The 15,350-nt window shown below is 31.0% G+C and carries 11 protein-coding genes; 2 read left to right on the plus strand and 9 right to left on the minus strand.

All coding sequences use genetic code 4. The annotated features are described in order from the left end of the window. The 8 genes from P690_RS04560 to hprK form a co-directional block, all read right to left on the minus strand. Positions 1 to 1,313, minus strand: a 1,313-nt coding sequence (locus P690_RS04560; protein ID WP_036459646.1) for a putative immunoglobulin-blocking virulence protein, incomplete at its 3' end; no start/stop codon positions are given. 352 nt (positions 1,314 to 1,665) lie between these two features. Beyond that, the gene (locus P690_RS04465; protein ID WP_027122255.1) at positions 1,666 to 3,774 is read right to left on the minus strand and encodes a putative immunoglobulin-blocking virulence protein; all 2,109 of its coding nucleotides are present in this window, start codon (positions 3,772 to 3,774) and stop codon (positions 1,666 to 1,668) included. Between the two features lie 151 nt (positions 3,775 to 3,925). Then, positions 3,926 to 5,287 (minus strand): aldehyde dehydrogenase family protein, encoded by a 1,362-nt coding sequence (locus tag P690_RS0102845; RefSeq protein WP_036459649.1) that lies wholly within the window; start codon positions 5,285 to 5,287, stop codon positions 3,926 to 3,928. 157 nt (positions 5,288 to 5,444) lie between these two features. Beyond that, positions 5,445 to 6,788, minus strand: coding sequence for an HD domain-containing protein (locus P690_RS0102850; RefSeq protein WP_027122257.1), 1,344 nt, complete (start codon positions 6,786 to 6,788; stop codon positions 5,445 to 5,447). Next, positions 6,778 to 8,274 (minus strand): glutamate--tRNA ligase, encoded by a 1,497-nt coding sequence (gltX, locus tag P690_RS0102855; protein WP_027122258.1) that lies wholly within the window; start codon positions 8,272 to 8,274, stop codon positions 6,778 to 6,780. The genes P690_RS0102850 and gltX overlap by 11 nt, the downstream gene beginning before the upstream one ends. 22 nt (positions 8,275 to 8,296) lie before the next feature. Beyond that, a complete protein-coding gene (locus P690_RS0102860) occupies positions 8,297 to 9,157 on the minus strand; it encodes a bifunctional methylenetetrahydrofolate dehydrogenase/methenyltetrahydrofolate cyclohydrolase (protein WP_027122259.1) in 861 nt (286 codons plus the stop codon). Between the two features lies 1 nt (position 9,158). After that, complete coding sequence (gene lgt, locus P690_RS0102865; RefSeq protein ID WP_027122260.1) at positions 9,159 to 10,268, minus strand: prolipoprotein diacylglyceryl transferase; 1,110 nt, start codon at positions 10,266 to 10,268, stop codon at positions 9,159 to 9,161. 7 nt (positions 10,269 to 10,275) lie between these two features. Beyond that, the gene (gene hprK / locus P690_RS0102870) at positions 10,276 to 11,208 is read right to left on the minus strand and encodes an HPr(Ser) kinase/phosphatase (protein WP_027122261.1); all 933 of its coding nucleotides are present in this window, start codon (positions 11,206 to 11,208) and stop codon (positions 10,276 to 10,278) included. Positions 11,209 to 11,509: 301 nt separating this feature from the next. Here hprK and P690_RS0102875 point away from each other — a divergent pair, with 301 nt between their 5' ends. Both P690_RS0102875 and P690_RS0102880 read left to right on the plus strand, forming a co-directional pair. Further along, entirely contained in the window at positions 11,510 to 13,432 is a 1,923-nt protein-coding gene (locus P690_RS0102875; RefSeq protein WP_027122262.1) for a 3'-5' exonuclease, read from the plus strand. Between the two features lie 224 nt (positions 13,433 to 13,656). Continuing rightward, positions 13,657 to 14,541: a hypothetical protein gene (locus P690_RS0102880; protein ID WP_036459652.1), complete on the plus strand. Its 885-nt coding sequence runs from the start codon at positions 13,657 to 13,659 to the stop codon at positions 14,539 to 14,541. 8 nt (positions 14,542 to 14,549) lie between these two features. Here the strand turns inward: P690_RS0102880 and P690_RS0102885 are convergent, their stop codons facing one another. Further along, entirely contained in the window at positions 14,550 to 15,347 is a 798-nt protein-coding gene (locus tag P690_RS0102885; protein ID WP_027122264.1) for a TatD family hydrolase, read from the minus strand. Positions 15,348 to 15,350: the final 3 nt, after the last annotated feature.

The following is a 15,350-nucleotide window of genomic DNA, read 5'->3' on the forward strand; positions in this document are numbered from 1 at the left end:
GTGTTAACTTGCCCTGTTGTATATAGATTTAATTCTCTTAAATGTCGGTCTTCTAAAGCTAACAGTGATGTTGTATCAGCACCTTCTAAGAATACAGTAAGAGTTTCAACGTTTGGTGGTAATGCCTTAATGATGTCATAAACATTTCTTGTTGTATGAGTCTTACCAACATTTTTAAGAGTCACACCAATTTGGCTAGTCTTATCATTTTGATAAACTTTATTAATAAAGTCAATGAATTTTTGGTAACCTGAAGTGTTATCAACATCCAAGATAAACATCTTCAGATCTTTCTTATCTTTGTAGTAAGCGTTAGTTTTGTCTTCAGGAGTGTAATTTAATACTTGGATACCATCGCTGCTGTTAATTCCATATTTGTCATTAGTGTATTCACTAGTTACATCAGATTTATTTCAACCTTTAAAGTTACCTTCAATAATATCATCTGGACTAGGGCTGTATCTTCAGTCTGGAGCACCTAAAACCTTGTAAGAGTTTACTTCTTTGTAGTAATTTAAAACAGGGTTTTGGTTTTCATCTTGATAACCAAAAGCAACATTAATAGTAAAGTCAGCATTAACGTAAATCTTTCAAGTACGATTAGCTTTTGATTCAGACATAATAATACCGCTGTTTAATCAGCTATCGATTGAATCAAGTAATCATTCAGCAGCAGTTTTACCATTAACTACATTTGTGAATAGTTGTTTTCAAATTCCATCAAAGAATTCAGAGTTACCATCATAACCAGATAATTTAACTAAAGTATCTCGAGCAGCTGTGTCGTTAGCTCCATTACCGCTGTTAATAGCATTAGCTATCATGTTGCGCGCGTTAGTTAATGAAGTAATAGTTTGGTTATATAACGCTTGCGCAGTATCATTACCAAGTGTTGGCTTACTTGGGTCGTTAGGTTGTTGAGGAGTATTTTGATCCAAATTATACTTCTCAGATGTGTACTGAACATACTTGATTTGTGTATCTGGAGCCAGTTCATCAAACGGAGAAGGTTGAGGTTTTGGTTCAGGTTTAGAATCAGGTTTCTTTTCAGGTGGGTTGATAATAATTGGTTTATTATCAGGTTTCTTAGGTTCTGTTGGTAAATTAAAATCACGATTCGAATTTTGTGAATCGTCAGTATCTTGTGACCCGTTATCTAATTTAACAACATTACTTCTTTGAATCAGATCTGATTGCGATTCTGATCCAGTAGTTGAATAAATTATCCCAAAAGTACTAGCTGCTCCAATAGAAATTGAAGATAAGCTAATTGATATTAATTTAATGATCTTTCTTTTTTTTGAACTTAACATTTTAAGTGGATGTTTTTAAAAAGTAAAAGCTCATTAAATAACTATAAATCTTCTGTATCTTGACAGAATATGAATCTATATATATTTAATTATATAATGATTTTATTAACGTGCTGTTTTAGCATAACAAAGAATGTTTGATAATAATCCTAAACTTTTATAAATTTATACGTTTATAAGAACAGAGACTTACATTATAAAACTGTGCTGATTAAATATCATTCATATAGTTAATAATTAAAACAACGAACATGTGATTTGACTTTTGCCCAAACCCCATGTCAGTTGTTTTTTTATTATTTTGAATCTTTAAATTAGCCTAAAATAAATTAATTATTCTTATTGATCAGTTTTATTTAAGCGGTAAACCAATTGGGTTTAGCTTAGGATCGATGTGGAAGATTTTAGGTTCGTATTTAGCTAACTTATCAGGTGTTACTAAAATCACTTGTGGTTTAGTTCTTCACCCTCTTGCTGCTGCGTTAATTGCATCTGCTACAGCGTGTGAAGAAGTAAATACTTTTTTAAATGCACCACCAGTTGTTGCATAACGAATGAATTGAGTTAATTCAATTACGCTTCCTTCTTGTAATTCATTCGCTTCACCTTTTAAGATTAATGATTCAGGTTGAAGAATTTCAGTTCCTTTACCAAAGTGGATATAACGATCAGGAGATGCAGACATATATCTTAATGCTTGGTTGAATTGAGCATGGTTAAACTCAGATAGGTTATATGTAACAAACATATTACCTTGCTCATCTGTATCAACTAAATCAGATGATAAAGTTATCTCTCTTAATTCAGCATCATGAACATCTAAGTTCTGTAATGTTCTAATGATTGGAGCGCTTGAAAAATCTCAAGCAACTGGCTTAGCACCATCACCTTGGAAGTTACCTTGGAAGATACGCTCACTTCTTCTTGCTCTAGCAATATCTAGACCTTCTTGAACACGTTTGTAATCATCATTACGGTCAAACTTTAATTTACCAATAATTGGAGTTGAAGCAACAGTAGTACCACGTGGGTAACCACCAACGTTGTAAGCTAATAATGATGGAATAAAGTTAATGTGTTTTAAAGCTAATGGGTTGATTGATCATAGACCACTGTTAACTTGTCCAGTTGTATAGATATTTAGTTCTCTTAGGTGTCTGTTTTCTAAAGCTAATAATGAAGTGGTGTCAGAGTTTTCAAAGAACACTGTTAAAGTTACCACGTTATTTGGTAATGCTTTAATGATGTCATAAACGTTTCTATTAGTGTGTGTTTTACCAACGTTTTCTAACACAACACCAATTTCAGGAGTTGTATCCTTAACCTTGTTTAAGAAGTTTATGAATTTATCGTATCCTTTTGTATTGTCAACATTTAACACGAAAACATTCATTTCTTTCTTATTAGCGTAATAAGGATCACTTGGATCTCCTGGTTTGTAATTTCTTACACGGATACCATCAGATCTGCTGATTCCGTACTTCTGATCTTGTACAAATTCATGAGTTAAGTCTGTCTTAACTCAACCAGCAAAATTACCGTTTAAGATATCTCTAGGATTATCAATAGCTCACTTATTAGGAGTGCCTAGCACACGGTAACGATAAACTTCTTTATGGTATCGAATTACAGGGTTAGCATCTTCACTAGTGTAACCAAAACTTACATTAAATGTAAGTTCACTATTCACATTAATTCTTCATGTTCTGTTTGACTTAGATTCAGACATGATAAAGCTATCTCTTGAATAGCTGTTTAATGATTCTAGGAATCAATCGATTTTTAATTTACCACGAGTAGATTCAGTAAATAGTTTTTGCCAAATAATATCAAAGAACGATTTATTACCACTGTAGCCTGATTCTCTGTAAACAGTATCGCGAGCTTCGGTATCATTAGCACCAGCAGCACCTAGGGCTTTAGCTCTTTCTAAGGCTTGTATAGTCTTAGTAATCGATGATTTTGTTTTTTCGTATAAAGCTTGTGCTTCTGCAGCATCTAAAACTACTTTGCTTGGATCATTAGGTTGTTTAGGGGCGTGCTGATCCAAACCGTAATCTTGCTTATCATAAGTTACGTATTGGATTTGTGTTGTGGCAGCAAAAACGTCGTTGGGATCAACGGGTCTTGGTTTAGGTTTAGGTTCTTCTGGTTTTTTCTCAGGTTTAGGCTCTTCTGGTTTTTTCTCAGGTTCAGGCTTTGGTTTGTCTATTACAACCGGAGCTTTAGTAACTGGTGTTTCTACTTCAGGTAAATTATTATCCCGGTTAGAATTATAAGCATCTTGGGCTTTACCACTACCATCTAAGGTAATCTTGTTTTGCCTCTGAACTAAACTGTCGTTATTGGTACCTGCATTTTGGCTATAAACAATCCCTAAAGTTGTTCCACCTGCTACGGTTAATGAACTCGCTGATAAGGTAACCAATTTAATGATCTTTCGTTTTTTAGAATTTAACATTTATCTAATCAAAAAGTAAAAGTCATTAAATAACTATAAATCGATTAATATATTTAATTATAAAGGAAAAGTTAGATTAATGCAAAGGGGTGCATTAACACTAGTGTTAAAAAATAATCTAACCATATAAAGATATGTCTTATTCAAAAGATTACTTAAAAATTTTTTTAATCAGCTTGAATTTTTGATCAGTATACGGACGATATCTTAAGCTGTTATCAATCTTTCCTTTGGTTAATATTGTCTTGGCATAACTAAAGGTTTTAAAACCAAAATAGCCATGATAATTACCCATTCCACTAGCACCAACTCCACCAAACGGTGTGTTACTGCTGGCTATATGAATAACAGTGTCGTTGATCGCTCCACCACCAAATTCTAAACTGTTAAACACTTGGTTGGTAATAGCTTTATTATTACTAAACATATACAAAGCTAATGCTTTATCTTTAGTTTTTAACTGTTGAATTAAATCATCAATATTTTCATACTTAATAATTGGAATAATCGGTCCAAATATCTCTTCTTTCATAATCGGATCTGTAAAACTAACATTACCAATTACTAGAGGATGAAAATAGTTTTTTTGATTAGCTTTTTGATAAACAATCTTTTCTTTTGGTGTCTTAGATATTAATCTTTCTAATCGCTTCATATGTTGTTCATTAATAATGTGCGTCATGTTATTCGCATTTAGATTTAATTCTTCTAACTGTTTAATTAGTTCGTTAACAAAAGAATTGTATATATCTTTGTGAACAACCAAATAATCTGGCGCAATACATGTTTGACCAGCGTTTAAGATCTTTCCAAATAGAAAACTTTTAACAGTTTTTTTTAGATTGATATCTTTATCAATAATACATGGCGATTTGCCACCTAATTCTAAAGTTACTGGGGTTAAATCTGATGAAGCTTTTTCCATAACTTTTTTAGCAACACCACCACTACCAGTAAAGAAAATGTGATCATATTTTAACGCCATCATTTCTTCAATAGAATGTTCATTATTATCGATAAAATAGATATATTTTTCATCAAAATGTTTGCTAAAAATTTTCAATAATAGATCACAAGTATTTGGAACAAAATCACTTAATTTAATAACTGATGTGTTACCTGCTGAAATTGCTGCTATCAACGGATTAAAAACTAATAATAATGGGTAATTTCATGGTGCAACAATCAACGTGTTTCCATACGGTTGGTACCGATATGAAACCTTGGCAAAAAACTGAAAAACACTTCTTGGCGCGTACTTGGGTTTCATTCATTTTTTAAGATTTTTTATCGCATATTTTAGTTCTTTTTTAATTAAAACCAGTTCGCTAATATATGTTTCATAAGCAGACTTATTAAAATCTTTTTTTAACACCTCACAAAAATCGTTTTCATAAAGATATACAATTTCTTTTAACTTCTTTAAGTTATTTAATCTAAAATGATAATCTTTGGTTATATTGCTATCAAAAAATGCTTTTTGACTTTTTAAAATATCTTTTAAAGGTTTCATAATACTGTGGTGTTTTTCTTGATTATATACGAATTAAGGCGGAATGTTGATTTGGCAAATATTAGCAAGTGTTTATTACCAAACATTTAACAAAAATAGGTACCTTTAGATAAAACTTGCTAATAGTTAAAAAAATAATTGATTGAATAACAATCAATTATTGCGTTAATTTATTGTATTGATTCTTGATTTGACTAAAGGCTTTTTGCTTCTTGGATGCTTTCTCATAATCAAAGATAATGAGATGGTTAAATGCTTCTGGATAGCTAATATCTAAAATCTTAGAGTAGTTAGTAATCGGATAAAACTTTTTAGAGTTTTGTTCGTAGATATTAATCCCTAATGAGTTAGAAGTTTTAGAATACAAAGTCTTGTCTTTGTAGCTATCCTTAACGACAAAGTATTGACTTTCATCAATAATCCCTTTTAGTTGATTATAGATCTCTTCCCTTCTTAATTGATCATCAAATGATCAAATAACAAACTTATTCTTAACAAAGTGATTGTTTAATAAGTTTTTTAGTATCGAATCTTTATTATTAATTCATTGTTGGTATAAGAAGGTATTGAAATAATCGTCTGTTAAATATTTAAATTTGTTTAAATCAACTTTGTTGATATCGTTATGAATTAACAGTGATTCAAAAACTTGTTGAATAATATCAAAGCCATAATAATCTAATCGGCCTTCTTTCATTAGATCCACCATTCGTTTAAATACTAAGGTGATGATTTGTTCTAATACAACGCTTTTGTGGTTATAATAAACGGACTTATACATATGGTAGCGCCCTATTAGTAAACTCTCAATTGTGGTAATTGCTTTTTTCTCATACCCAACTTGTTTAGACTTGGGATCATATACGATCCAACGATCTAATAGTTTAGAATCAATCGTTCCATAAGTAGCACCAGTAAAATAAGAATCGCGTTTTAAATAATCGATTCGATCTGCATCCAACTCAGATGAAATTAGTTGTTGCATCCAAAGCGGTTTTTTCTTAAGTGAAGGATTGTTCTTGTCGATTAATGCTGCAACATCCTCAGGATTAATGTTGTTTTCTTTTAGGATTGGATAAATTTCACCATGTTTATTCAAGATTTGTTTAGCCGTCATCACTTCGTGATGAAATCTTTGCTTATTATCATCAATACAATTGTTGATATAAAATTCAAAAGCGTGAGAATGCGGACCATGACCTAAGTCATGTAATAACCCAGCACAGATCAATGTTTGCTTATCATAATCATTTATTCGTTTAAACGTTGATTTAAGCATCATTTTTCTTAGCAGTTCATAAACACCAAGGCAATGCGAAAACCGGTTGTGTGATGCTCCTGGGAATAAATTGCTTGACAATCCAAGTTGCTGAATTCTTTTTAATCTTTTGAATTCAGTAGTATGAATTAATTGTTGCATCCAAGCTGTTTTATCTTTAAAAACAACTTCACTGTGAATAGGATCTTTTAAAAAATAAGCTCGATTAGTTTTATTTGGCATTACTTAAATAGTTAATCGCATCATCAAGATTTTTGATAATCGTTTGCTTTGAATACAAAGCAATCACTTTGTTTAATTCAGGACCATGTTTTCTATTAGATAAAACAACTCTTAATGGCATGTATAAATTCTTACCACCAAGAGGTTTTTCTAAAACTACATCTCCTAATTGAGTTTGGTGTCCTAGTCAATTGATGATCTGTTTAACATTATCATCATTAACAACTTCTAGTTCATTTATCTTTTCTTTAAATGAAATTAATAGTTGTTTATAATTTGGATTTGATTTTAAGAAATCCAAATCTGCTTGGTCAAGGTTAGATAAACCAACTTTGGGAACAAAACTTTCTTTAATAATCTCGTTAATTTGATAACCATATTGTAGTTGGTTCTTAAAGATTAAACAAATCTCATTAACCTTAGTTTTAATCTCATCATATTCATTAAGATCTACGTATGGCTTAATGAATGCTAAATACATAACATCATCCATATTTTTAATGTATTCAGATGATATTCAGTTTAATTTTTTAATATCAAAAAATGAAGGAGACGCACTTAGATTTTTAATCGTAAATGCTTTAATTAAACTAGGCAAATCTAAGATCTCGATATTATCAGGATGAGATCAACCTAATAAGGCAATGAAGTTAACAAGCGCTTCGGCTAAATAACCTTTTTTTCTAAATCCTTCAACAAATTGTTCTACGGCTAAATTACGTTTAGATAACTTCTTGCCGGTCTCATCAACAATGATTGATAAATGTCCATAAACAAATTCGTCTTTGAACCCTAATGCTTCTTTGATGGCTAACTGGTAAGGTGTGTTTGAAATATGTTCTTCACCTCTTAAGATATGAGATATCTTCATATCATGGTCATCGATCACAACTGCAAAATTATAAGTAGCAATCTGATTAGATTTAAGAATCACCGGATCGCTCATTGAACTAGTATTAAAGATTAAATTCCCGCGGATTAGATCGTTTCAAGAATACTCATAATTATCTTTTAGTTGTAACCTAATTGTAAAAGGAATCTTGGCTGCTAGATTTTTTTGAATCTCTTCTTCTGATAATCCCAAACACTTTCTAGAATAGATAGGCGGTTTGTATTGCTTTAATAAATCTTCGCGGTGTTTTTGTAGTTCTTCAGGACTACAAAAACAACGATAAGCTTTCTTTTCTTCTAAAAGTTTATAAGCATGTTTTTGATAAACTTCTAGTTTTTCAGACTGACGATAAGGCCCGCTTTGTGTAGGATTTCAAATTGATTCATCAGCAAAAATATTTAACCACTTTAAGTTATAAAGTTGGTTTTCAGCACCATCTTCAACGTTTCTTTCGATGTCGGTATCTTCAATTCTAACGATGAATTCCCCGTTATTGTGCTTAGCAAACAAGTAGTTAAATAAAGCTGTTCGTGCACCACCAATATGAAAATATCCTGTTGGTGATGGTGCGTATCTGGTTCTAATTTTAGACATATATCTCTATATATAATTTTAATTAAAAAAGCTGTTTATTAACCTTTTGAATTTCAGACAGGTTAATTAAATTTTTGATTAAAGAATAAATTGTTAGCGGACCTACTCCTCCTGGGGTGGGTGTACCGTATGAAGCAATAGTTTGAAGTTTTTGGTAATCAAAATCACCACAAACTACGTATTTATTTTGTTGTTCGTCAAAATATTTATCAATCCCGATGTCAATAAAGATTACACCTTGCTTGAACTCATAATTTGATAAGAACTTGGCCTTACCTACAGCTGAAATTACCAAATCTGCGTGCTTTGTTTTTTCATCTAACTCTTCACTGTTTTCTTTAGTAACAAGATCATAAGCAATCTTTTGCTCGTTTAAATAATTAATTATCGGTTGATTTGATGTAATCCCATTACCGATCAATAAGATCTTTTTATCTAAAAAACTAAGGTTGTATTCGTTAAATAGCTCTAAAACAGCATTAAGCACGCAAGGAATAACTTTTTGTTTTTGCACTTGATCAAATTGCTCATACAAAAAAGCATCCACATCCAAATGAATGGGGATCTTGCTAATAACTTTATTCACATCTAATGTTGCTTTGATTGGCAATTGTACTAACACCCCATTAGGTTTAGTCAACTCAATCTTTTCATGCATCTTAAAAATGAATAAGTTTGTTTCATCAACATCAGACAGATCGCAAACCTCTGTTTTAATGCCTAATGATTCGCAATAGTTAATCTTGTTGCGAACATAGATTTTTGAGGCATCTGATGGATCGCTAACTATGATTAATAATTTGATTTGGTCATTATTAATCTTTTTAGCTAGCTGCTCTTTAAGTTTTTGTGATAATTGTGTTCCGTCTAATTTAATAAACATATTAATCTTTTCTGATTAGTAAATCATAATCATCACTATAAAAGAACATCTCAGAAAATTTCTTGGTATATATAGCTTTAGAAGATTCTAGTTTTTTTCTAATATCTGATTTTTTTAGGTATTTGTATTTATTAATATAGTTTTTAAACAAACTGATAAAAAAGATCTTCATGTTGTTATATACAAAGAAGTAGTTCTTTTTGTTTCTAAATCGTGGAAATACTCATTGCGTTAAGATAAATCCGAAGATTCCACCAAATAAGAATAAAGCTGATGTAACAATTGAAGTAGCAAACTTAAATTGTCCGTCTCTTTGAGTTTCAATAATCAAACGAATGATACCGGTTGCTAAGAAGTACAGCATACATCTGCCACCAGTTTTTAGATCTTTAACAAAATCAAGTAAGAAAACAATAATTGCAAAAGCAATCACGTTGCAGAATGATTCAATTAAAAAGATCGGAACTCTAAATAATGTTACACCGTTTTCGGTAATAAACATATGTTCAAACACGCCAGGCATTAATACTTTTAAGAACCCTCATTGGTTTAGTGCTTGTTCTACAGTTAAGCCTTGTCCGAACACTTCATGGTTAAAAAAGTTACCTCATCGACCAATTGCTTGACCAATTAAAATAGTCGGAATGATTGCATCAGCATATATTCACATGCTTGCTTGTTTATAAAAGGTTTTAGTTACCAAATTATGATTTTCATAAACTAGGTAGTTTTTCTTCACGTAATATTTTGGTTTACGCAAGATAAAAAAGAAAAAGATTAATCCAGTCGTTAAAGTAAAGATTACCCCACCTTGGATCGCTAGACCTCCTTGGTGAATGGCAAAAAATGGTGTTTGCCCAATTTTTGAATCTCCAATAATAAACGATCAAGTTCTCGCCCCTAAAATAATTGATACAATTCCTATAAATACATAATAAAAATAAGGATTGTCATCAACTTTGTATTTATATTTAAGAGTTACTATACCAATTACGATCGCAATCAAAATCCCTAGTGCATATAAGATGCCATAATACCTTACATCAAATGATCCGATCATAAATGCAGTCCCAAAACTGTCGTTTACTGTATGAATACCTGGCGTGTACATATTAAAATTATTCGCTCCTATTCATGTGTTTATAATAACGTTCGACAAAATCATCTCCAGAGTTGTATAGTCAATCACGTTTTAATTTAAGGTCGATTACTGCGCTTTCAATCAGTTCACTACTTCTGCGACCAGAACTGATTGGCAAAATATAGTGAGGCACTTTAATATCTTCAATTACTTTATAACGGGTTTTTTGACCAATTCTTTCAAAGTTGTATGGTTGGTTACTTCTTATATTAATAAGTTCAACAACTACTGAAATGTGCGCAGATGATTTGATCTTTTCAATTCCATACATCTTAGTAACATTTAAAATCCCGATCCCTCGCACTTCAATAAAGTGTTTATTGATCTCAGTTGGTCGACCAATCAAGCGATCTCCGATTCTTGCAATTGAAATTGCGTCGTCGGCTACAAACAAGAAGTTTTTGCGAAGCATCTCCATTGCTACTTCAGATTTACCAATTCCAGATTCACCTGTAATCAGCACTCCTTCGCCATAAACTTCAATTAATACACCGTGGTGAATGGTGTATTTAGCTAATTGCTTAGAGATATAAAGACCGATCGAGATATTCAACTCGTTAGAGTACATATCAGTAGCAATAATAGGAACTTTGTAATCTACGTTACATTCAATTAAAAAACTTGGATCTAGAAAAGATTTGGTCAAAATTAAAACTGGGGGTTTTAACTCTAATATTCTTTTTATCTTTCGATTTCTTTCTTCTATTGATAAAGAAGTTAAGTAATTGTATTCGCGATTACCAAACACGACAGCGTTTTTGATTCGATCTGACTGAATTGAACCAAGTAATTCGAATGTCGCTCTTGATAACCCTGGTTTTTCGATTTCACGATCTAAGCTTTCTTCACCATCTAAAATTTTTAAGATGACTTCGAATTTATCGTATATATCTTTTACTGTAAAACTCAATTTTAAAACCTTTTATTACTAATTAATTATATTTTTAAAAGTTTATAAAAGAATAATTAAGATCAGGATAATAGCTGATATTCTTATCTCTTAGTTAGCTTATATATCGGTTTAATTTGTTTGGGTTATCGTTTATTTTTTGTAAAATTTTAATATAACATTCTCTTTGAGTTTTAATACTACTGCTATATATTTATAATATTGTAAGTCAATATGAGTTGTTAAAAAACTCAATTTCATCGCAAATTTTCGCAATGTCGTTGTTCTTATCAGCAAAACCATCATCAGGAGTAAACTTTAAATGGCTAAAAAGCGTTTTTCAAAGGACAACAAAGTTGAGTTAATTGATCTATGAGATTTTCTTATTATTAAATGATTGAGAAATGCTAAGAATCACTTATGAACAGGCAAACAACCAGAACCAGGTATATACTTTAAAATCACACCAGATAAGTTGCTAATGATTCATTATGATCAAACAACGACCAATTATGGGATGAATTTCACACCAAAACTTGAGCTTATAAGAGTTGCTTACCGCAATAAGGAGCTTGAGGAAAAGTTTTTTCAAAAGGCCAGAATGTCGTTAGAAGAAATGATAGCTGATACTAGAAGAGCAAACGAAATTCAGGCACTTCGTCAAGAACTTGATAAGCTAAATATTGGACAAAGTTTACTTGAACAAGTGGCGTTTTCAGATCAAGATATTAATGTTAAACAGATGTCTTTTGAAGACTATATTGTTAATGTTGATTACATAACTCCTTTTGAACATCTAAAAGATAAATATGTTGTTTTTGACGTAGAAACTAACGGATTACGGAAAGTTAATGATGATCTTTTATCAATATCTATCTACCACCCCTCAAACGGTAAATGTTATAACCGTTTCTTACCATTAGACTTACAACCATTGGTTTTAACCACATGAATTAACGGTATTAGGGATGAGGATTTGGCTGATCAAACTCATATAACTCAAGAAGAATTAGATAAATTGATCGAAACATTTGATCTAAAGAACAAAATCTTATTATCTTTTAGTGGTGGCAGGGGAACATTTGATTACGATTTCATAATCAATTATTGTAAACGCTACAACCTAACCGGATTTGAAAATCTTAAATTTGAAAGCATTAAGGCGAGTTTTCCTAACCCTGGATTTTTCTTTTCTGGTCAGATGAGTAAAGATAATCTTTGTCGTTTATTTAATATTGATAACGTTAAAGATATCCATACAAGTCTTAATGACTGCGTCTTGCAATGGAAATTATATGAAAAATTAAAGAACGGGAATTATTTCTTTATAAAAGAAAAACTATTCAAACTTTCAGATAAATACATCTTGCCAATAAGCTATCTAAATAAATATCCAACATTAGCAGAAGCAATTAATTTTCCAATCCCTAATATTGCAGCGACTCCTAAACTTGTTTTTGAATATTCTTTATCTAGTGAATTATTAAAATCTGCAAGAAAATTCGGTCAAAATATTGAAGGCATTACGATTGAAAACCGAATCAATGCAATGATCAATGCGCAAAAACAAGATAATTATGAATTTTTGGTTAAAAATAAAAGTCATCTTGAATATGTTGGTTCATTAACAAAAGCGGTTGAAGAGATTCCTGTTTTCGATGCAGGCGATGGAAGTTTAATTTCATTAGATCCTAGGTATAATGAACTTATCAAAGAAGTTAATGATTCGTCTTTAAAAATTACGCAAAACCTATATCCAATTATTGATTTTATTAAAGAACGAATCTTTAGAACAGGTAAGATTCTTAGTCAAGAATTATCAATTTCTCAAGATAATAAGGTTCTAGCTTTATGTGATCTGTCTGATGAAAACAGCGTTTTGGAAATTAAAACATTTGAGGTAAGTGAGAATGGCACCATCCCTGATTCATTAGCGAGACAGTTATATTACCAAGCTAAGGGAAGAAAAACTTATACCTTGTCCGTTGATATTAGTTCAAGAATAAATTTCAATAATGAAAAAATAATTGATTCAATAACTGTTAGGATATACCGAATCCTTATGGAAGGATCGAATTTAGATCAATTAAATTCTGAATTGGAGCCTTGAGAAAATGAAGTTACAAGACTTGTGCAAAAAGAACCACAGCTAAAGTCTGCACTACAGCCTGAGCCAGAACTTAAACAAGATACTAAAAACGAAACTGGGTTAGATACTAAATCTGAACTACAACAACAACTATAATCCCTACCAGTAAATAAATTGGTTAACAACCAAGTATCTGATTCAGCTTCTTTGCTAGATAAATTTAAAAACTTTTTTAAGAAATTATTTAAATAATTACAGTTCTAAAATTGTTTGAGACTAACCAATTATTTCAATTTTAGTAATTTATGACATGCCTGCTTTTTTGCTAAACATTGTAAAATTTAAGAATATATTAATACAATATTAAAATATATGTAATTATGTTTGCTTGCAGTTTTGATTTTAATGCGTGGAAAACATGAGAATATCAAAGAAAATATTCAGCATTTGATTTTCTTTTTAACTTCATTTGTTTAACGTTATTTGGAGTGTTCGCTAGTTTCCCATGAATTTTAAAAAAACCTGACGGGGCACCCAACATAGGATTAACATCACCGATCTTTTGGATTGGAATTATTACTTCAATTCTATTTGGCGCCATCGTTATTATTAATTATGTTTTTGCAATCATTAACCTAAATAAAATTAACAATGAGTACCTTAAGGTTAAAAGAATTAATATAAGAGAGAATTCTCGGATACGCGCATTGTTTAGAGCTATTCAATATGCTTGACCGATTTTCTTCATCTACATTAGTTTTAATAAGAAATTAAAAGAGGATTATCTTAACTTATTAATTTGGTCTGTGTTAAGAGCTGAACACGTGTTTATTATGCAGATCGAAGAAAAATACATGGTTAAGAATAACCCTAAAAAGAAATACCTAGAGATTAAGGCACAGAATATACGAACTTCAGATATTATTAATGATATTCGTAAAGAATTCAAGAGAATCGGTGTTGTTGCTGAAATTGATCAAGTAAGGTTTTACCGTTTACCAGGTAAGAGATCTAGAAATCATTTGGTTGTTTATAATCCCAATCAAGCTAAAGCTAAATCATTTCATAACCAGACAAGATATTTACCTGGTAGGGTTTACCAAAACAACATTAAACCAAAAAATAATGTGCCTTATCAGCAAAATAATAATATCCCACCCAATCCAAAAAATATGGGCGGAATTCCACCTTCTAGACAGGCACCTTTTCCCCCTAGTGACTTCTCTAAACCTAGAAACGTTTACCCTTTTAAAGAAAGAGAATAGAATATAACTTAATTAATCTTGGGTTTAAACAGATTAAAGGCATTGTCAAATGTGAGTTGTTGAATTTGTTCAACACTCACATTTTTTAGTTCAGCAATTTTGTCAACTGTGTATTTTAGATATAGAGAATTATTTTCTTTTCCTCTAAACGGGTGTGGAGTTAGATAAGGTGCATCAGTTTCAACAAGTAGCTGTTCGTTTTTTATGAGTGGAATGACTTCTTGCAATGCTTTAGCATTCTTAAATGTAACAACACCAGGGATTGAATAGTATCTAGTTATATTAGCAGGTAATTGTTCTAGTAATTTATATGTTTCAACATCTTGCGAAAAACAGTGAAAAATAATTGGAACTGAAATTTCTTTATTTTTCAAATATTCCACTATTTCTTTATGAGCATTTCTTATATGCAACATTAGTGGTTTATTATATTTATTAGCTAGATCTAAGTGCATATCTAGAAATTTGTATTGCACATCTTTGTATTTGTCTGTGTAATAAAAATCTAAACCGCATTCACCGATACCAACAATTTTGTTATTAGGAGCAGATAGTAGTTTTTCAAAAGCAGCTCTAACTTCTTCAAGATTATGATCTTGAACGTCATTAGGATGAACAGCAATACAAGCTGAGCAACAATTATATTCTCTAGTTATCTTATCAGCTAGCACACTATCTTCTAATGAAGTTCCTACTACGTTGATATAAATGTTTTCTTGATCAAATGCTTTTAATAATTCATCTGATTTAGGAAATAGTTGTCAACAGTTAACATGACAGTGAGTATCGTATAGCTTGTATTTCATGAG

Origin of the sequence: Mycoplasma imitans ATCC 51306 (assembly GCF_000518305.1) — a bacterium.
Lineage (GTDB): Bacteria > Bacillota_I > Bacilli_A > Mycoplasmatales > Mycoplasmoidaceae > Mycoplasmoides > Mycoplasmoides imitans.